We start from the raw sequence: 21,120 nt of genomic DNA on the forward strand, positions 1-21,120 counted from the left end.
TTATCTTGAAACATTAGTTCTTTTATTCGTGTTCATGCTCTGAAAAACTTCTTCTTTGGTTACCAGGTTAAAATCACCTCTGATGCTATGCTTTAATGAAGCGGCGGCCACTCCAAACTCAAGGCTTTTGGCGTCATCATCAAAACTATTAAGACCATAAATTACACCTCCAACAAATGCATCTCCGGTACCAATTCTATCTACAATATTCGTTATTTTATATACTGAACTTTGACTGACATGATCATCCGAGAACAATTGAGCTGCATATAAATTTTCATTGGTGTTTTCGGTATTTCTAAAACTAAGAATGATCTTTTCAAGTTTTGGAAAACGCGCTTTTAATTTGGTTATGGTATCTGAAGTTTGATGAACCTCGATACCTTCTGTGGTTAATTCTACATAATTTGCGTGCAGTTCAAGCATTGTTTTAAAGGCAGCCATATCGCCGAACAGTACATGGGTATAAGCGACGAGTTCCGGCATTACCTGGGAAGGCAGCTTCCCCCAATTCCATAGTTTATGACGCATATTTAAATCTGTGGAAATGGTCAGTCCTTTCTTTGATGCTTCTAAAATGGCTCTTCGGCACACCCTTGCTGCATTCTTAGAAATCGCAGGAGTGACACCGGACCAATGAAACCAGGTGGCATTTTTAAAAACCTCATCCCAATCGATATGCTCTTCCTCAATTTCATAAAAAGAGGAGTATTTTCTATCGTATATTACTTTACTATTTCTATTAGACACTCCCACTTCGAGATAATAAGTCCCCAACCTATCACCTCCATACACCATCTGGGAAACATTCACATTGAGTTTTTTAAGGATTTGAACAATACTCCCGGATAACTCATTTTCCGGAATTCTGGATACAAATGAAACATCTACCCCAAAATTCGCAAGTGAGACTGCAACATTGGCTTCACTCCCACCATAATTAACATCTAAGGATGTAATTTGAGATAATCGATAATGATTTGAGGTAGACAACCTCATCATGATCTCACCGAATGTAATTATTTTGGGATGTTTCGTATTCATTTATTTTAAAACTTTAATATTTTGCTTTCCGTTAATTCGTTCTATCATAACGACTTCACCGATAAGAACCTGATCATCGACTATCTTATGCGAAACCAATGATTTTGAAATATCGTGAGAGACCATGATGATGTATTCTTTATCGTCTATATTCAGTTTAATCGCTTCTGCCTGATTATCTGGTAATTCTTTTCCACCTCTGTTAAAAACCGGAATTCTTTCATAAGTAATTTGATTATCCTCCGGAAAATACAATAGTGTTATAAAGGAATTAAAACCTTCTGCCTTTATAGACAATTCGGCTCTTTTAATTTCTTCCTTGTAATTATAATCCGGAGAGTACCATGCATCAATTAATTTAGCATCCACTGGTTTCAGTGGTTGTATTCTTAGATTATTTTTTTCACGGGTTGTTGAAAGTCCTCCTTCCACTATTTCGACTTGTTGATCAGCAAAGTTAAAATATTGAGAATAGGTATGTTCTTCGTTGGCTTCAAAGCTATCGATTAACAGCCATACATCAGGCTTTAAGTAAAGCATTCTACGTTTCATTAATACCGGATCTTCCAGTCTAAGATACGCTTTATTTATTGCCTCGGCATAATCAAATCCATCTTCGATCAAGGCATAAGCTCCTTCAGACTTCGCTTCAAACTTATTACTCCAGGAACCATTGTATATAGAGTTAGTAAGGTTATCCACTCCCAAAGTGTTGTGAGCTGTATTTTCTTTGAAGTATTGGCGCCAATTATTGTATACATAGGTATATCTTCCGGTATCTACCAGGTAATCTCGTCCGTGTGCGAATAAAGTAAAATGAAGGATGTTATCATGAGAGTGCCCACCACCTATTCTTCGCATGTGGAAACTACTGTAAAAGGCATCCTCATTCCAGGAAGATCGTGAATACAGATCGCCGGCATTAAATTGGTATGCGGATAAAAAGTCAGGTAATTTTTCGCCGAGTTCTTTATAAGAGTTGTTTACCTCTTTGCCAAACAGAAAATAGTTCTCATAGTTTAATTCATCGTAGGCTCTCGATTTTAAAACCTCGTCCTTAAATAATACCGAAGCGGTAGTAAGCATATCTCTTAAGTCATTATCATCGCTATCTCCTAATAAGGGTTCATTATAATTTGGTTTTTGCCAATCGAGATTCGCATGGCCCATTTGTAATGTTTTATTCATCAACCTGTCTGTAAGCTTAATATTGGCTCTTTTTGCTAAAAGAACCGTATTCATAAAGCAATGCATTACTTCATTATGATACATCGGAGATTGCTCCCATTGCGTTCCATCTTCCAGAATCTGGTTCTGTATACATTCGTGCAATTTTTCAACGGAACTGGTTTGCCATTCTTCTCCTTTTTTAAAATCTGTAAGGAAAACTGCAGCACTAAACAAACCACTAAATTCAATAACCCCCCAATTACTAGTTCTTGAATGTCCGCTAAAATGACTATTTAAGTAGGTTGCATGTTCAGCGATACTACCTAAGAATTTTTCTAAAAATTCTGGAGTTACATGTTTTGAATCTTTCATGTATTCAAAACTTTTTACCCAGTTTTCCATGCGAATACCCGCCTCAATTCGTCTCCATGTAGTCCATTTTGTCTTTTTATCTATGACATTGTTATCGATCCAATGAGTAGCCTGGTCTACAAATTCCTTTGCATATTTTTCTTTTCCGGTAAGCAAGTATGCTTTTCCAAGATCTAACCAAAATCGATGTCTGCTGAGCATAAAAGTCCATTCCTCATCACCAAAAGGATTTACCTGCCAATCAATTTCTCCTTTAAACACATAGGGAACGGTAGTTTTCTCCATATCCCATTCATATTCGAACAAGAAATATTTTCTTTTTACTTCATCCGCCACGCGAATAGAGGTTTCCACCTCATCTTTAAAAGTGTCTTTTATATAAGATACATCATCTTTATTTACTTTTAGATAGATATTTTCCTTTTCTCTATAAAAATCCAACAAGGCTTTTCTTGCATTTTTAAGATCATTCGACTCATAAAATTCTTTCACTTTTGACAGTGCAGGATTATTATAGTCCAACATTTCAAATACAAGGGTGTTTTGAGCAAAAGAAGTAATCCCTATAAAAAGCGTGAACAAGAGCAGTAATGTATTCTTTTTCATTTCAAGATGATATTAAATATTTCTTCAATAATACTATTAATATTTAAATAATACAAACGATTGTATTTATATTTATGGTACAAAAAAACCTTGAATATCATTCAAGGTTCATGAATTTAATAAAATTTTTATTTATAATTCAAATTGCAGTTCTTCTGTTGTTGGCGGTAAACATCTCGAATCGTCACAGACCATAAATTCAACACTTCCTTTAATGGTGAACTTTTGATTTGGTGCCAACCTTATTTTTTGTTTAAAAACTGCCTTAGTATCAAAGTATTTAATCTTCATTTCAAAGATCTTATCGTCAACTACATGACCATCCTCTTCTACCGTACCTTCGACTAATTTAAATTTCTTAGAGGAATCGTCATAAGTAAAAGTGGTCGCTACCGGACCTCCCTCCGGAACATCCTGTGAATACAAATGCCATCCTTCGTCAATAGTAGCCGTAGCCACCAAATAGGCTTCTGTTTTACTAATTTTTTCTACGGAAGTAGACCATTTAACGGGTTCTAGTATTTGGGCCTTCGTCACTGCCGCAGCAAAAAACAATAATACAACAACTAATTTCTTCATTACGCTCATTTTAGATTATTTGATAAATGTATATAGTTTTAGAAAAATTAAAAGCGCTCCATATTACTTTAACATAAGTTTATAAGGCTATTCAAGCCCGTTATTATCCATTATTGTTTGCATGATCGGATAACTTTCATCTGTATCACCATATTGCGCTCTTAGTTTCAATAATTCTTCTTTCATTTGGGCTATTCTTTCTGCATATTGTGGCTGGTTGATAGCATTATTTAATTCTTTAGGATCTTTTTCCAAATCATAAAATTCCCAGGTTGGTTCTGAAGGTTCATCTTCTTTAGAACCGTATTTCCCTAAACCTTGACCATAAAAGAATGCCAGTTTATACTTATCAACTCTTATACCAAAGTGTGCCGGCCTGTCGGGATGGTGCAGCCAATACCTGTAATACATGGCATCTCTCCAGCTTTCGGGTGTTTTGCCACCTAAGTTTTCTCTAAAGCTTTCTCCCTGAATATATGCTGGCTTTTCAATTCCCGCATAATCGGCCATCAGTGCAGCAAAATCAATATTTAGAATGATATCATCTATACGCTTTCCTCCTTTAATCTCCTTTGGATATCTGATAACAAAAGGCATTCGTAAAGACTCTTCATAGATGAGCCTTTTATCAAAAAATCCATGCTCTCCGAGAAAATATCCTTGATCGGCCGTATAAATCACAATGGTATTATCGGCTATTCCTTCCGCTTCCAGGTAATCGAGTAACTTACCGATATTATCATCGATAGCAGCTCCACTGCGCATAAAGTCCTTCACTAACTTTTGATAAATCTTTTTACGAAGTTCTATACTGTCTAACCCTTCAAGCGGATAAGGCAAACCCGGGTAATCGGTCCAGAATGTCTCAGGATGCTCTGTAGCCTCTTTCCATCTGGCAGCCAGTTTTTCCAGTTTTTGTCCAACAAAGGTTCTGCCTCCGTTTCCTTTACCAAAATCTAATAATGATTCCGGCTCAGGAATTTCCAGATCGGTATAGAGATCCTTAAATCTTTCGGGATAATCAAAAGGTTCATGGGTTGCTTTAAAGCTACACAACATAAAAAATGGCTTGGTGGTATCTCTTTGTTTAAGGTGTTCTACCGTTAGATCGGCAATCACATCTGTTGAAAATCCTTTATAGACTTTCCCTTTACTACCATCAGCCCCATCCGTCCAGGTTTCTTTTGTTTTAAGAATCGGATCCCAGTAGCGTCCCTGTCCTGGTAATACATTAAAATAATCAAAACCTTCCGGCTGTTTATCTAAGTGCCACTTTCCGATTATGGCCGTTTGATAACCATTTTCACCAAGTGTTCTCGCAATATTAGGATGTCCCTGAGGCAATGGTTCTCTTAAGGTGTAAACCTGATTTAGATGACTGTATTGTCCGGTTAAAATGGTTGCCCGGCTAGGGGAACAAATCGAATTGGTACAGAAGGCATTGTTGAGCACTACTCCTTCATTGGCCAAACGCTTGATATTATCGTTCTTTACATAATCTTGCAGTTGCCCGCCATAAATACCCCAGGCTTTAGAGGTATGGTCATCGGAAAGAATAAACAAAATGTTAGGCTTTTGATTGCTCACACTTTGATCGGCCTTTTCTTTTTTATCAGCTTGCTTACAGTTAACATTCAACAAACTTATAAATAGGATGAAGGCAAACAACAATGGATTTTTCATTATACTGGTGTTTTATTTAGTACTCTTTAATGGAGAATGGGTATATTCTCATTTTACAATTCCCTCTTTTTGTGTTTCAGGATTTCCTCTGGCAAATTTAGTAGGTTGTCACCTTATATTGTTTTTGTAATTCCTCTAATTTACTTTTCAATTCTTTAATCAAGGATGAATATTGCTCATCGTGAAACAAGTTATGCATTTCTTCCGGATCTTTTTGCAGATCGTATAATTCCCATTCATCCATATCTTCGTAGAAGTGAATTAATTTATAACGGTCTGTTCGGATTCCGTAATGTTTTTTAACCCCATGTTCATTCGGCGATTCATAGTAATGGTAATAAATAGCCTCTCTCCAATCTACTTTTTCATTATTCAAAAGTGGTTTTAAGGATGCACCCTGCATATCTTCGGGAATGTCAACTCCTGCAAAGTCCAGAAAAGTAGGAGCATAATCTATATTCTGCACCAATTCTTCTATGGCACCTTTATTTTTAATTCCCTCAGGGTATCTCATCAATAAAGGGGTACGTAAAGATTGTTCATACATATATCTCTTATCAAACCAACCATGTTCACCCATATAAAATCCTTGATCTGAAGTATAAACAACCAAGGTATTTTCTTTAAGGTTATTTTGGTCGAGATAATCCAATAGCCTTCCCACGTTATCATCCAGCGACCTGATAACTTTTAAATAATCGTTCATATATCGCTGATATTTCCAGATCGCTAATTCGTCATCTGTTAAACCTGCTTCCTTAAACTGTTCCAGGATAGGCGTGTAATAGGCATCCCATATTTCCTTTTGTTCAGGAGTCATTAGGTTATACATATTTTTGTAAGCGTTCCTATATTTACTAGGCAGCGCATCGTCATTCATTTTAAGGTCATAAACCAAATCCATATCCTTAATAATACTCATCTTATTGAGCTTCGCCGCTTTCCTTCCTTCATAATTATCAAAAAAATTAGCCGGTACCTTATATTCCTTTTCACTCAGGGAATCAAGCATGGTTATGTTTGGTTGCCAAATACGATGTGCTGCCTTATGATGTACTAATAAACAGAAAGGTTGATCTTTTTTTCGGCCGTCAAGCCATTGCATGGCCTTGTCGGTAATTACATCTGTCACATAACCCTTGGATGGGGTTTTTTCGCCATTTTCAATAAAAGTAGAATTGTAATAATTTCCCTGTCCGATAAGTATTTCCCAATTATCGAAACCTGTTGGATCACTTCTCAAATGCCATTTCCCAATCAATGATGTTTGATATCCTGCCTGTTGAAGATATTTGGCAAAATTTGGTTGTGTGTTATCAAAGGTTGTAAAATTGTCTATCTGACCATTGATATGACTATGCTTCCCTGTTAACATAACTGCTCTACTGGGAGCACAAATAGAGTTTGAAACAAAACTATTGTTAAATATCACTCCTTCATTGGCAATCCTATCCAGGTTAGGCGTTTGTATATATCGATCGTCATAGGCACTCAAAGTCTGATAAGAATGATCGTCGGTCATTATAAAAACAATATTAGGACGACTCGGTGTTTTTGCTTCTTTAGTTTGGGTTGAACAACTTGGGAAGCTCATAGCTATTAATGCTAAAAAGAATAAGAAATAACTTAATTTCGTTCTCATGGAAATGGCTAAATTTTAGGTTGAAGATACTGATTATCGGAGTTATTTTGATCTTTGTTGGTTTCAATTACCATTACAAATGGTTCTTCCGGATGATTCTCAGGATTATACTGTATTAAAAATTCATTGTTGTAGGTCTTTTCAATGGACAGTTCCAAGCCAGGGTTATCCAATAGATATGCCTTTTCGATGGAAACTCCTTTTTTGGTTTTAACGGTGTATACTCCCGATATCGGTTGATTAAATACAACCATATATTTTTCCTGGGTAATACGATTGGTTGTGAAATATCCCCAGTCTTGTTTTTCCCAGTCAAGGTAACCGCAATTATAAATAGCGGTACTGTTTACCTTCATCCATTCTCCTACCTGTTTGGCTAATTTTGTTTCCTCTTTTCGAATAGTTCCTAAGCCATCAGGACCGAAATTCAATACAAAATTGCCATCCAAAGCAACTGCTTTTACCAACATTTCGATAAGCTCATTACTTGTCTTTACATGTCCACGCCAATCGGAATGGTATCCCCATTGATTTTCAGGAATTGTCATTACACAATCCCAGTCGTTGCCATGTACTTCCTCGATGGTATTTGGCATTTTTCGTTCCCAACCTTGTTCATAATCACCCATCATATTTCCATTGGCATCAAAATGCCTGTTACCGTAGTCATCAGGCCTAAAACGGCTTCCAATAATTAAGCCCGGAATCATTTCTCTTAATTCTTTATCCAGATCATATACATAAGAAGCTTGTTCTTTCCAGGCCGCATCCCACGTACCATCAAACCACAATCCCTTGGTTTCAGGATATCTGGTTAATAATTCTATTAATTGATTTCGTGTAAATTCTTTAAACACCTCATAATCTGTACGATCTTTATCAGTCACCAATTTCGATTTATATCCGAAGTGATTCCAGTCTATAATAGAAAAATATAAATACACATCGATTCCTTGTTTATCGTAGGCTTCTACCAATGCACCGATTATATCTTTTTTATATGGCGTATTGGCGATGGTATAATCGGTATACTCACTAGGCCACAAACAAAATCCATCGTGATGCTTGGTTGTAATAATAACGTATTTGGCTCCTAATTCTTTGGCCTGTTTTGCCCAGGCGTTAGCATTGAAATTTTTGGGATTGAATTCTTTATATAAATTATCATAGGCTTCATTAGGCATTCCTTCCCATGACCGTATCCATTCGGCTGCGCCGGCATAATATTTCCCATTCCAATGCCCACCGGGAATCGCATAAACTCCCCAATGTATGAATTGGCCCAAGCCATAGTTTCGCCAATCTTGCATTGGTTGATCGGTTCTTTTTCCTATGCGCTCGGCTCCATACTTTAAAGTAATATTAGTTCTTTTTTCATCACTTTGTCCGTAACCCACGCCTAGTATAAAGAAAACTATCAGGAGTTGTATCTGAGTTAAATGGTATAAAATCTTCATATTTTTTTTCATCTTTAATCTTAAAGTTATTGATGTCGATGGTTAAATTAGTTTTGGTATAAACCGGTATTTCCTGCTTCCCACAATGGGGTTAAACTATCGATTAGCTTATGTCTGCCTGCTGCAATGTTATGTAATTCATCAGGATCGTCTTCATAGTTAAATAATTCTATTACAGGCTTTTGTTTTCTAAAATACTTTGTTAACCGATACTTTTTAGTTCGCAGCGAGATTCCTTTTCGGTAATAACTAAAGGCCACATTCTCCCAATTTTCATCCTGAGTAGCTGTCAACAGTGGTTCCAAACTTCTCCCCTTTGTTTCATAAGGCATTTCGAGACCCGCCATATCCATTATTGTTGGATAAATATCAATCGTACTCACTATATTGGAATTTACAGACTGTCCCTCGTTCATTGAACCTGGCATTTTAATAATTAAAGGGCTATGCAATGCCTTTTCAAAACATGCATGTTTACCCCACATATGATGATCACCTAACTGCCACCCATGGTCACCCCACAATACTACTATCGTGTTCTCATACAGGCCTTGGTCTTTTAAGGCTTTTAAAACTTTACCAACCTGGGCATCAATATAACTGACACTGGCATAGTAAGCATGTTTTAATTTACGTGCATATGCATCAGTAGCCGGTTCTTTCAAAGTAGGTTTTTCATCTCCCAACAGGTATTGATTCAGCTCTCCATTATTATTCATACTTGCCATATGAACATTTTCCGGTAATTCAGCCCCCGTGGAAAGGGGAATACTGTCTCTTTCATACAAGTCCCAATATTTTTTGGGTGCATTAAAAGGTAAATGAGGTTTAAAAAAGCCTACTCCTAAAAAGAAAGGTTTATTATGTTTTTTAAATTCCTTTAATTTTTGTGTGGCTAAATTGGCTGACAACCCATCGACATAATCATCATCTGACTCTGCTATTTGTTCGTATGGCTTCACTTTTTTATTCAAGCTATTTCGATTCGAACCATCGGCATATCCAAAAAACGCATTATTTCCTGTCTTCCACTTACCCGGGTTCAGTAACATTTCATCCCAACTGTAGGGGAGCTCTAAGGGAGCATTATCTGATTTTTCCTGATATCCATAGACCAAGCCATCGGGATGGTGACTTATTTTACCAATCCCAACGGTGTAATACCCATGATTTCTCAAGTGGTGAATAAATGTTTCCGGAGATTTGTTTTCCTTGTTTTTGGTAATTTTATGTACCATCACATTATTATTCAAATCCTCAACAGCCGCAGGCAGTTTGCCCGTAAGGAGTCCATAACGGGATGCTCCACAGGTGGGAACCGTAACATAGTGATTAGAAAAAAGGACCCCATCATTAGCCAACCTATCTATATTTGGGGTTTGAATGATTTGATTTCCGTAGCAACCCAATTCGGGTCTTAAGTCGTCAATAGCAATAAAAAGGATGTTCGGCTTTTTTTCCTGTTGCTGTTCCTTTGATTTAGAAATGCAAGAACAAATAAACAAGAGTAATCCTATTAGTAAGTATTGTGGTTTTAATTTAATCATCATTATGAATGGAATTTTAAAAAAAAGAGACCAGTTAAACCAGCCTCTTTTTTAATTAAAAACTCAAAACAAAACATAACTATCTTAACATATTTATAGAGCGACTCTATAAACTAATATTACATCTTTACCAACCTCGGTTGCTATTTTACTTATGTAACAATAGTACTAAAAAAGTATGCTTTATCCAATCGTTTGTCATTTTTTTATACAAATGCCCTAAAAAAGCCTATTAATGTATTATTTATAACAGATGAACGGCTATTTCCATTAGTACTTTTCAATTTGATACCTGTTAGGGTGGGCACTATTATACTGTTTATCGTGAGAAAGCCCCAGAAATAACGGATCCTTCAATTCTTTGATCCATGCTTCCATGAGCCTGGAGTACTTTTTTTTAATTTTAGGATTGTCATTAATTAGGTTAGTAAGCTCTCCAGTATCTTTGCTTAAGTTAAACAATTCCTCCAGGTTTCCATCGGCATTAACCAATTTCAAATCACCAATACGAACGGCGTAACTTTCCTTGTCAAACTGTCTCCAATAAAGCGTTTTATGAGGCGTTGCATTATTGGTTCCTGCTAAAAAAGGCAATAAGTTCACTCCGTCTAATTTATTTTTAGGCTTTGCTTTGGCCGCCGCTGATACCGTTGCAAAAATATCAAGTGAGATCACCGGTTTATGATATGCAACTCCCGCTGGGATCATCCCTTTCCATTGCATTGCAAAAGGTACCCTAATTCCCCCTTCATACAACCAACCTTTGCCTTCGCGTAAAACTCCGTTATCTGATCCGTTATGCTTCTCAGGCCCCCCATTATCCGAAAGAAAATAAACCATGGTATTTTCTGCCAAATCGTAATTTTCCAAAGCATCCAGGATCTGTCCTACTCCATCATCTACTGCACTTACCATGGCTGCATAGGTTCGTCTTTTTTTATTCTCAATATGACTAAATCGCTTTAAGTATTTTTCCGTAGCTTGTAATGGTGTATGTGGAGCATTATAAGCCAGATAGAGAAAAAAAGGCTCTTCTCTTTTGTTGCTTACAAAATTAACCGCTTCTCTGGAAAGAGCATCTGTAAGATATTCAGTTTCGTCTATCCTTGAATCATTTTTTAAAAGTTTGGTTTTGTACGCCGAGTATTGATGTGTTAACTCCGACAAATCGTTCAGCACCCAATCTTCCGGAAAATAATAATGTCCTCCTGTCAAAAAGCCAAAAAATTCATCAAACCCGCGCTTTAATGGCCTTAGATCTTTATGACCTCCTAAATGCCATTTTCCAATCGCCATCCCATGATAACCTTCTCGCTTAAGCACGGTAGCCAACGTTTCTTCTGATAGTGGAAGCCCTTGATTAATGTCGTTAGGGGCAAATAGCGGGTTTCTTCCAAAACCAAATCGATCCTGATACCTGCCTGTAATTAAACCTGCACGGCTTGGACCGCATACCGGATTGCTTACATAGCCTTCAGTGAATTTAACTCCATTGGAAGCAATGCGATCAATATTTGGTGTTGGAATATCCTGGCATCCATTAAATCCGACGTCATTATATCCGAGATCATCGACAAGAATTATTATTACATTGGGTTTACCCTCCATTTTGCCCGATTGACTGGTTTGTGCACTCAAATTGAAAGAGAATATCACTATCATGAGGATACCCAAACTAAAAGGATACATTCTTACTTTATTCATATGCTTGATTATTTATTTTGTTTTTCTCCGAACTCTTCTTGTTGCCTCTCAACTTCCTTTAACTTTAATTGATTTAATTCTTTACGCAGTGCTTGAATTTCTATTTGTAGTTTCTTATCTGAAGCTACATTGGTTTTCTCTTGTTTTTTATTTTGATCATACGCCAATAATTCCTCCTCGGAAAAAAGCATGGTTTCATGAGCAGGAACACTCCAAAACGTAAGTTCTCCTGCTATTGGTCTTTGTTCACCTTTGGGGGTTATGTAAGCCCGTACGGTAATCTCTCCTGCCTTGGTCGTGGAACGAATTAAAACAGGAGCCGTCCCCCAGGATAGTTTATGAGGATTTTGAATTAACGGGTCATCGCCCATTAATTCGGCCTCGCCTTCAACTTCAAACTGTACGAGGCTGTTATTCAATCTTTTTACAGTTCCATTTTTATCCGTCACCGCTGCGACTACCGTTACTAAATCAGATCCGTTCGCCACCAGATTTGTATTTTCGTTATCCAGCCACAGTTTTATTTTAGATGGGCGATAGGCCGGATAAACGGTATCGACAGCTACCTTTTTACCATCTATAAAACCTTCTGCTAACAAATATACCTCATCATGTCTTTTCTTTCGGGTTCTTTCTTTGATCTCCATAAAATTATAAACATCTTCAAATACAATTGGAGGTGAAGGCATGCCCTCAACATCAGGCTTTTTATGATATATTTTCGTTTCTCCATCTTTAAAAGCCTTTAATCTAACTTCATCGCAGTTGGAATACACCGTTACATCTCCTTCTGAAAAGGGAGTCATTTCGTTGGCTATGAAAACCATTGGTCCGGTTTCGAAAAGACTGGTTTTAACCTCAGGACTTCTTTGTGCCATAAACATATAATAAGCGTATTTGGGCTGTCTGTATGCATCCATTAACCCACCATAAAACGGATCCGGATGATAACCTCTCTGATGGTCAAAGGAATGCCATAAGGCCCCTCCAACATGCTGTCTTTTGGTTTTGTACAAAACATTATAAGAAGTAAAAGGGTATGAGGGGTTTGCATAATGCGCAGCTTGAATCAGCATAGGTCTTTCTCCCCATCCTCTGTGCACTCTGCTAGTAGAATTATGGGAGCTCCAATCATCGACATTATCTCCCCATTCTCGGGTAAAATAGGTTTTTGTTTTGTCTAAATTTTTTGCTTCCCATCCTACGTTACCTGAATTTGGATGGGCAAACTGTACCTGATAATACTCACTCCCTTTGGCATGATTATCACAAGCGGCATACGAATTTTTATAGGGAAACTCTTCCCAAACAATTTCTTTGGCTTTTTTTGCAAAATAATCCGGATACCATGTTTCATTTAAAATAGGCTCCCAAAGAAATAAGGAGGCTCTATTTCTATCCCTTCGAACCATGTTACGGATATCACTATAAACTCTTTTTTCAAATATTGGATCTTTATTCCAAAATTGCCATCCCGGGGTATTAACAATTACAAAAAGACCCAATTCATCGCACGCATCCATAAACGCCGGGTCTTGGGGATAGTGAGCATTTCTGATCACTTTTAACCCTATGTCACGTAACTTTTTAGCATCCCGCCAATGTAAATTATTGGACACGGCATTACCGACAACGGCGAAGTCTTGGTGTCTATTCGCTCCTATTAACGGTTGTCGATAAGGTTTTCCGTTTAGATAAAGTCCTTTATCCCCTTTAAACTCAATACTTCTTATTCCAACTCGTTTATAATATCCATCGACAACCTTACCATTTTTATCAATAAGTTCTACCTTGACCTTATACAGATATGGATTTTCCGGAGACCATAAGTTTGGATACTCTAGTGTAGATTCTGTTTGAAAGGTTCCTTCACTTTTTATTGTAAGGTTAATATTCTTTTCTAAGTGCCTAAGTGTTGCTCCTTCTTCGTTGATAATACGATATCTTATCTTTCCGGTGAATCTTTTTCCGGTTTCATTTCGCAGATGGAGTTGAAGTATCAGTTTAGCACTTTCATCACTTACATCGTCATATGCTATCAAAAATCCTCCTCCTGCTTTTTTATTTTCGTAGTTCTCGTTGGTAATGTAAGTTTCATTATGAGTTACCAACCAGCAATCTCTGTAGATACCTCCAAAATAAGTAAAATCAAGAACGCTTTGTTCCTTTCCTGGTGGGAACAGTGGATCATTGCTGTTATCGGCCTTTACTGCAATAACATTATCCTGATTAAAACTTAAATGATCTGTTATATCAACAACAACAGGAAGATAACCACCAAAATGTTCTTTTACCAGAACTCCATTTATCCAAATTTTGGATTTCCCCATGATACCTTCGAAATGCAAAAAATGTTTCTTTCCTTTTAGGTCATTTAGGGGAATAAAATGTTTTCTGTACCATACTGTTCCCTGATAATTCACACCCCCACTAGCTTCTTCAGGCACGTATTCGATTCCATCAGGTAAATTCACAACAGGCCATTGTGAGTCATTGAAATTTTTTTCGGCACCATCTTTCAAATCTCCTTTGTATAATCGCCAGGCTACATTCATAGACATCACCTTTCTCCCCGAGTTTTCAATGGGAAAGAATCCGGCTGTTGAAAATTTTGGCTGTTGAGCATTCAATACGAATGATGAAATAAATACAAACAGAATAGGGAAAACTCTTTTCATAAAACTAAGGGTTATAACAGCTGAAATTTAAAAATAAAATATTGGAATTTGATGATCCGGTTTCCAATAACCCGGAATCCCGACACATAAAGTTACAGACAACGAATTGTTTACATAAAAATAAAGCAGTGAATAGAATCCACTGCCTTATCATAACCAAATTAATATAAATGAAATAGGGTCTAAGCTCAAACCTATGTTGACATTTACGTACCATTCGACCAATTTTATTTACCATCCTCCCTGATCTCACTACTAACTGAAACGTTGATGTATCATAAGATGAACAGGTTGATGGGGTCTTTAAAAAAGAATACCTTGTAAGCCTCAACTTATCAATACTATTAATTTTTTAAAAGTCTTTTTTGTGTTATTGGGCATTATAATCCCCTGTCAAAAATTTTGCTTTTGACAGGGAAATTATTTTACTAACCTACCAACCAGGATTTTGTTCCAGGTTTGGATTCAATCCAATTTGATCCGTTGGAAATGGAAACAGGTAATCTTTGGAAGCGTCAAATTCTCTCAAACTGGCATCCTGAAGAATTATATTTCCATCATTGTCTAAAGTGATTCCATTTTTTTCTGTATCAGACAAATTAAAATCTTCAAACAATTTATTTCCTAATATCGATTTTGGAAGTTCTGTTTCTGCGGTTTTCCACCTCATGAGATCCCAATACCTAAAACCTTCAAGTGCTAATTCTACCCTTCGTTCTCTTCTAATTTCATCTCGCATACTCAAACCATTGGTAGTAACGAATGAATTCGTTAACGATGGTAGTGCTACACTTGCTCTTGCTCTAAGCTTATTAATTGAAATATTCAAATCGCCATCGCTAATTGCATCATCAAGTTCATAGGTAGCTTCCGCATAATTTAAAAGCACCTCAGCATACCTCAATACGGCTCTGTCTATATAAGATCTTGAATTTTGCCAGTCATCAATATGTGCATATCTTCTGTTTGCAAATCCGGTACGTTGAAAATTCAGATCAGGTACGGTAAAAACTGGTTTTGTTCCTATATATTCATCACCTTCTTTGAAGAAAGTAGCAAGCATACGCGGATCTCTGTTTTCAAAAACTTCTACTGTGGTAGTAGGTTCCGTATACAAAGGTGATTTATCTAATGGTAATCCATCCGTCATTACATAGGCATCTGCCAGGGCTTTGGTTGGATTTGCTGCACCTGTTTCTAAATTCCTTTGTGTAACATGAGAGGTAATGGATTCATCAATATTCTTTCCGTATTGTCTCACAATGATATTTTCAGGATTATCAGGCCCTTCTCCTTCATATTGATAGAGGTCAAAATATTCAGGATAAATATCATGCTCTCCGCTATCCATTACTGCCTTGGCAGATTGTCTGGCAATTCGCAAGTGTTTTTGAGCATCTCCATAGCTATGAAACTTTGAACGCGTTCCTTCAAAAAGTGCCACCCGAGATTTAAACGCAAGAGCAGCCGTACTTGTTATACGCCCATAATCTGAAGAACTCAATTCGCCTGGTGCATGTAATTTTGAAGCCGCAAAATCCAAATCTTCATATATAACTGTTAAAATTTCCTCTCTTGAAGCTTTCGGTTCTTGAAGTTCAGGAGCATTTTCTTCTAAGGTTTTTAGAATAAGTGGTACTCCTCCATACCTTTTTAATAAATTAAAATAACTCCATGCTCTAAAAAACCTTGCTTCAGCCACATATATGTCTACAATATCCGAACTTACTCCTGCCTCCAGAACTCTCTGAGATTTTTCTATAATATTATTTGCTCGTCGAATAGCGGTATACTGACTACCATAATTTCCATCAGAAGACGGGGTCAGTCTGGTTCCGTCACTAATAGAATTAGGTCCGGTACCGTAAGCATCATCCGACCATACATCGCCAGTTTCCGGTAACCCAGGTAATGCAAAATACAATACATTAGCTGCTGCTTTTAAATCTCCTTCATTATTCCAAAATGCAGGATCTGTGATTACTGTTTCCGGAATTCGATCTACATCACATGAAATGGTGCCTATTGCAAATACACCAAACAATATTGCTTTTATACTTTTACTTATTTTCATAATTATCTTTTTAATCATTAAAATGATACATGTACACCTATAGCTAAAGAACCACTTAACGGATAATCTGCATGGGCATTATTTCTTTGCTCAGGATCTAACACGCCATCAAAAACGCCTAGTTTAGAAAATGTAGCTACATTCTCTGCAGACAAATAAAGTCGAACACGAGATAAATTCATTTTATTTATGTATTGTTCCGGAATAGAATATCCAAGCTGCATATTCTTTATTCTTAAGTAAGCAGCATTAAGAACCCACCTGTCTGAGGTTGCGAAATTATGATGCCCACCAATAAAAGGCCTTGGAAATGCAGCATCCGGATTATCAGGTGTATAGTAATCTGTGTGTATTGACATTGGCTGTATCCATGAATAAATTAAAGGTTGAGACACATACCTGGAAGGAATTATATTTCTCTTCCCTACTCCTTGTAAGAAAATACTAAAATCTAAAGCCTTCCAATTGGTATTTAAATTGATCCCATAGATGTATCGCTGTTGGGTACTTCCTAATTTCACCAAATCTCCATGATCTTCAACAGTACCTCCACCGTTGTTAATCCTGCCATCTCCATTTTGATCAACATATTCAATATCACCTAGACCTGTTCTACTGCTATAGAAAGGAGCATTATCCAGTTGTTCCTGAGTTTCTATATACCCCGAAACTGTTTCATAACCCCAGATGGTATTCAGCGGTAATCCTGTTATTTTACCATTAACGCCACCACCAACAAGATTATATCCTTCACCGTAATTTATCAATTCATTTTGATTATCAGAGATGTTAAATCCTAAAGTAAAATTGAAATCATCTCCAATTTGATCGCGATAGGATAATGCGGCTTCCCATCCCCAACTCTTTAATTCACCTTCATTGGTACGTGGAGCTCCAACCCCCAGTGTTGCAGGTCTTCTTACCTGTACCAGCATGTTGTTATTTGTTTTCTTATAATAATCGAAACTTCCGGTTATCTTGTTTTTAAGAATCCCAAAATCAAATCCATAATCTGTAGTTTCGAGGGTCTCCCAACCTAAACTTGATGATGGAATTGAACCTTGGTAAAAGTACATCGCACGGTCTTCAGCTTCTCCGAAAACCATACCACTACCATTGCTGATAAGCGGTAAATAATCATAATACCCTATAATATTTGCGTTAGCATTTCCTAATTGTCCCCAAGAGAACCTAGGCTTAAATTGTGAAATAAATGGCAATGTATTTTTAAACCATCCTTCTCTATGCATATTCCATCCGGCTGATACGGAATAGAACCACTTTGTTCTTTCTCCTGGAGCCAACCTTGAACTTTCATCAGATCGAATGGTTGCCTCAATCAAGTATTTATCATCATAATTATAATTTATCCTACCTAAAAGAGATTGATTCGCATACTCTACAAGGCCTTCTTCAACGGCTTCTGATCCTTCCTCTGCTAATTCCAGAGTCGGTAAATCATTACTCACCAAATTCTTTACAGAGGCTCCGAATGAAGATGATGAATAATCTTCCCATTGATAACCAACCAAGGCATGAAATTTATGCTTTTCGGCAATGGTAAGATCGTAATCTGCTAAAAACTGGAAGTTATCGGTTGTTCTTTTTCTGGAATACCTGTAGTAATTGTTTGGTCTGTTTAGGTAGTAAACGGGTTTAGAATCATCTAAATCCCATAATTCAACCGTTCTTCTAAAAGACCTGAAATCTTTTCTATCGATCTGACGACCATAAATTGTTCTAAGTTTTAAACCTTTAACGATGTCTTTGATGGTAAGGGTAAACGTACCGTTTAACTCATCATAATTATCATCCTGATATCCTCCTTCGGTTAAATATGCATATGTATTATTACCCGAGGTTCCTGCTCCTCCGAACAATTTTCCGTCCGGTGTATGGATTGGAAATCTAAGTCTGGCCTGATAGACTTGTTGTAATAATCCATAGCCACTTACTCCTACAGCAGGTCTGTCTTTTGATTCTGTAGAATAACTGATTTTCGAATCAAAACTAACATGGTCTGAAATTTCAGCATTTACATTTGAACGCAGGTTCCATCTTCTATAGGCATCCGGCCCAACTTTAAACACACCCTCCTGGTCTAGATGACCTAAAGAAAAAAGATATTTAATTTTTTCTGAACCTCCACTAACATTCAAGTTATGAGATTGCATAAAGTATTGGTCGCGCAATATTTGATCTCTTATACTTTTCTGATTGTAAGTACGATACTTATTTGGATTGTTCGGATCGACAACAAACTCAACACCGTTTCGAATATTCTCCAAATCAAAATCGCTGTATTCCAAACCAACACCAGCATTCGTTCGAGCAAGGTTTGAATACTCAGCCTCTTCTAACAATGATAACCGCTCAGGAACATTTAATGCCCATTGTGCCGATATTCTACCGTTATAATCTACCGTAAATTTACCCTCGGTTCCTGTCTTTGTAGTCACTAAAATAACCCCTCCGGCAGCTCTTGCACCATAAATGGCCGCAGCTGCTGCATCCTTCAGGATGGTAATCGATTCAATATCATCAGGATTCATACGTTGTAAAGGTGCCAGGGAAGACATTGATACTCCATCAACGACCAATAGAGGGTCAACGGCCCCGTTCGCTGAAGAAACCCCTCTAACCTGGATACTTAAGTTCTCATCACCCGGTTGACCAGAGGTTCTGGTTACATTAAGACCAGCTGCTGTACCCTGAAGGGCGTTAATGGCATTGGTAACAGGTCTGTCCGCTATAGCTTTCGAATCGACCGTAGAAACCGCAGAAGTCATGGAGGCTTTTTTCTGGGTACCATAACCTACGACAACCACCTCATCTAGTTGTGAAACATCTTCTTTAAGGCTAACGTTCACCGTATTTTGACCGGCAACGGGAACAGATTGTTTTATAAATCCAACGTAACTGAATGTAAGAACCGGGTTATTTCCGCTAATATTAATTTCATACATACCATCAAAATCTGTAGCCACACCAGTGCTTGTTCCTTCCAGAAGGACGTTTACCCCGGGAATTGGCGCACCACTTTCATCGGTTACCTGACCTTTTACAATCGATTGTATTTCATCTTTAAAAGAAGAATTCGCCTGAACACTTACAGATATAAGACAAAAGAAGAGCAAAATACTACTACTTATAGTAGGTTTTACTCTAAAACTATACAGTTTGTTCATAATTATTTAATTATTAAGTTAAAAAATGGTTAATCACTTGACAATATTAAAAAATATAGTTTAAAAATACAATCGTTTGGATTTAAAAAAAATAATAAAATGATATTTATCGAAAGTTATTTTTATCATTTGTTTATTTTTTTAGTGCTATTGTCCTAATGAATCGCAAGGAAATGAAAAAGACTTATAACCCCATGATTACAAGCCCTTTCAAATAAATTCAGTACTACTATTTTCTGTTTGTGGATTCTCTTTTGATTAGAGTTGGATTCAAAATTAGTGTCCGATCGAGTACTTTTTCTTTAGAATTTATATTTTCAATTAGGAGGTTACATGCAGTTCTACCCAATTCAAAACCAGACTGATCGATGGTTGTAAGTGAGGGTTCTATAGCTTCAGCAATGGGTTCATTACTAAATCCTACAATAGCAATATCTTCAGGTATTCGAACACCCTGTTTTTTCAAATACTTCATTGCGCCAATCGCAGCTACATCATTGGCTGAGAAAATGCCATCTATATCTTTATGCTTATCCATGAGCTCCTTGATCATGTCTTTACCATCTACTTCCATTAGTGTCGAAGTAATGACCAAATCTTTGTTAAATGGAATTCCATGTTCATCCAGGGCTCTTCTATATCCTTTTAATCGGTTTTTATAGATTTCAAGTGATTGAGGACCAGAAAAATGAACAATCTTCTTGCATCCTTTCTCTATTAAATGGGTTACCGCTTCATATGAGGCTCTGGAATCATCGATAAGTACCTTGCTGCTTTGCTCCATATCCGGGCAATGCCTGTCAAAGAAAACCAATGGAACATCATTATCCCTGAGAAATTTTAAATGATCGCAGATTTCGGTTTCCATAGAAACGGAAATTAAAATTCCATCGACTCTGTTTGACCATAAATTATTCAGACTACTCTTTTCGCGATCCAGCTTTTCCATGGATTGACTTATAATTACATTATAACCCGCTAAAAATGCTGCTTCCTCAATTCCGGCAATTGCTGAAGAAAAGAAGTGTCTTGAAATTCTAGGCACAATGACACCTATGGTATTTGATTTATTGCGTCTTAGATTAGATGCAATTAAATTTCTTTGATACCCTAACTCCTTTGCTTTTGCTAAAACCTTATCTTTAGTTTTCTGTGTTACACGATCACTATTATTTAAGGCTCTGGAAACCGTAGAACTATCAATTCCAAGGGCTTTTGCAATTTCGTGTATTGTCGCCTTTCCTTTTTTCATTTATGTCTTAAGTCGTAAAATTCATCAGTTGCTCAAAGTAATAAAAAAGTCCGTAATTATACCCATAAATACTATACAGGATAATTACGAACTTTCAAATGCCTGATTTAATTACTTGCGAAGC

The 21,120-nt window shown here is 36.9% G+C and carries 12 protein-coding genes; all 12 read right to left on the bottom strand.

Translation table 11 applies throughout. The features are described 5' to 3' along the window. On the bottom strand, positions 1-1,044 hold the full coding sequence (locus P278_RS09060; protein WP_038265630.1) for a sugar kinase: 1,044 nt from the start codon (positions 1,042-1,044) through the stop codon (positions 1-3). Continuing rightward, entirely contained in the window at positions 1,045-3,192 is a 2,148-nt protein-coding gene (locus P278_RS09065; RefSeq protein WP_038265632.1) for an alginate lyase family protein, read from the bottom strand. A gap of 132 nt (positions 3,193-3,324) precedes the next feature. Beyond that, positions 3,325-3,771 (bottom strand): protein-disulfide reductase DsbD domain-containing protein, encoded by a 447-nt coding sequence (locus P278_RS09070; RefSeq protein ID WP_235444270.1) that lies wholly within the window; start codon positions 3,769-3,771, stop codon positions 3,325-3,327. An 87-nt stretch (positions 3,772-3,858) separates the two neighbouring features. Beyond that, complete coding sequence (locus P278_RS09075) at positions 3,859-5,454, bottom strand: sulfatase family protein (RefSeq protein ID WP_038265637.1); 1,596 nt, start codon at positions 5,452-5,454, stop codon at positions 3,859-3,861. Between the two features lie 97 nt (positions 5,455-5,551). Next, on the bottom strand, positions 5,552-7,096 hold the full coding sequence (locus P278_RS09080; RefSeq protein WP_038265640.1) for a sulfatase family protein: 1,545 nt from the start codon (positions 7,094-7,096) through the stop codon (positions 5,552-5,554). 8 nt (positions 7,097-7,104) lie between these two features. Beyond that, a complete protein-coding gene (locus P278_RS09085) occupies positions 7,105-8,553 on the bottom strand; it encodes an alpha-L-fucosidase (protein ID WP_200909612.1) in 1,449 nt (482 codons plus the stop codon). A 47-nt stretch (positions 8,554-8,600) separates the two neighbouring features. Beyond that, entirely contained in the window at positions 8,601-10,103 is a 1,503-nt protein-coding gene (locus P278_RS09090; RefSeq protein WP_051413493.1) for a sulfatase, read from the bottom strand. 267 nt (positions 10,104-10,370) lie between these two features. Next, positions 10,371-11,804, bottom strand: coding sequence for a sulfatase-like hydrolase/transferase (locus P278_RS09095; RefSeq protein ID WP_082436123.1), 1,434 nt, complete (start codon positions 11,802-11,804; stop codon positions 10,371-10,373). Positions 11,805-11,812: 8 nt separating this feature from the next. After that, positions 11,813-14,482, bottom strand: a complete 2,670-nt coding sequence (locus P278_RS09100; RefSeq protein WP_038265652.1) for a glycoside hydrolase family 2 protein — start codon at positions 14,480-14,482, stop codon at positions 11,813-11,815. Positions 14,483-14,915: 433 nt separating this feature from the next. Next, the gene (locus P278_RS09105) at positions 14,916-16,556 is read right to left on the bottom strand and encodes a RagB/SusD family nutrient uptake outer membrane protein (RefSeq protein ID WP_051413506.1); all 1,641 of its coding nucleotides are present in this window, start codon (positions 16,554-16,556) and stop codon (positions 14,916-14,918) included. 17 nt (positions 16,557-16,573) lie between these two features. After that, a complete protein-coding gene (locus P278_RS09110; protein ID WP_051413495.1) occupies positions 16,574-19,744 on the bottom strand; it encodes a SusC/RagA family TonB-linked outer membrane protein in 3,171 nt (1,056 codons plus the stop codon). 229 nt (positions 19,745-19,973) lie between these two features. Continuing rightward, on the bottom strand, positions 19,974-20,996 hold the full coding sequence (locus P278_RS09115) for a LacI family DNA-binding transcriptional regulator (protein ID WP_038265655.1): 1,023 nt from the start codon (positions 20,994-20,996) through the stop codon (positions 19,974-19,976). Positions 20,997-21,120: the final 124 nt, after the last annotated feature.

The sequence above is a fragment of the Zhouia amylolytica AD3 genome, assembly GCF_000511935.2.
GTDB lineage: Bacteria > Bacteroidota > Bacteroidia > Flavobacteriales > Flavobacteriaceae > Zhouia > Zhouia amylolytica.

Bases quoted from the DNA above. Each gene is read 5' to 3' on its own strand.
- P278_RS09060 (WP_038265630.1), bottom strand. From the start codon at position 1,044: ATGAATACGAAACATCCCAAAATAATTACATTCGGTGAGATCATGATG.
- P278_RS09065 (WP_038265632.1), bottom strand. From the start codon at position 3,192: ATGAAAAAGAATACATTACTGCTCTTGTTCACGCTTTTTATAGGGATT.
- P278_RS09070 (WP_235444270.1), bottom strand. From the start codon at position 3,771: ATGAAGAAATTAGTTGTTGTATTATTGTTTTTTGCTGCGGCAGTGACG.
- P278_RS09075 (WP_038265637.1), bottom strand. From the start codon at position 5,454: ATGAAAAATCCATTGTTGTTTGCCTTCATCCTATTTATAAGTTTGTTG.
- P278_RS09080 (WP_038265640.1), bottom strand. From the start codon at position 7,096: ATGAGAACGAAATTAAGTTATTTCTTATTCTTTTTAGCATTAATAGCT.
- P278_RS09085 (WP_200909612.1), bottom strand. From the start codon at position 8,553: ATGAAGATTTTATACCATTTAACTCAGATACAACTCCTGATAGTTTTC.
- P278_RS09090 (WP_051413493.1), bottom strand. From the start codon at position 10,103: ATGATGATTAAATTAAAACCACAATACTTACTAATAGGATTACTCTTG.
- P278_RS09095 (WP_082436123.1), bottom strand. From the start codon at position 11,804: ATGAATAAAGTAAGAATGTATCCTTTTAGTTTGGGTATCCTCATGATA.
- P278_RS09100 (WP_038265652.1), bottom strand. From the start codon at position 14,482: ATGAAAAGAGTTTTCCCTATTCTGTTTGTATTTATTTCATCATTCGTA.
- P278_RS09105 (WP_051413506.1), bottom strand. From the start codon at position 16,556: ATGAAAATAAGTAAAAGTATAAAAGCAATATTGTTTGGTGTATTTGCA.
- P278_RS09110 (WP_051413495.1), bottom strand. From the start codon at position 19,744: ATGAACAAACTGTATAGTTTTAGAGTAAAACCTACTATAAGTAGTAGT.
- P278_RS09115 (WP_038265655.1), bottom strand. From the start codon at position 20,996: ATGAAAAAAGGAAAGGCGACAATACACGAAATTGCAAAAGCCCTTGGA.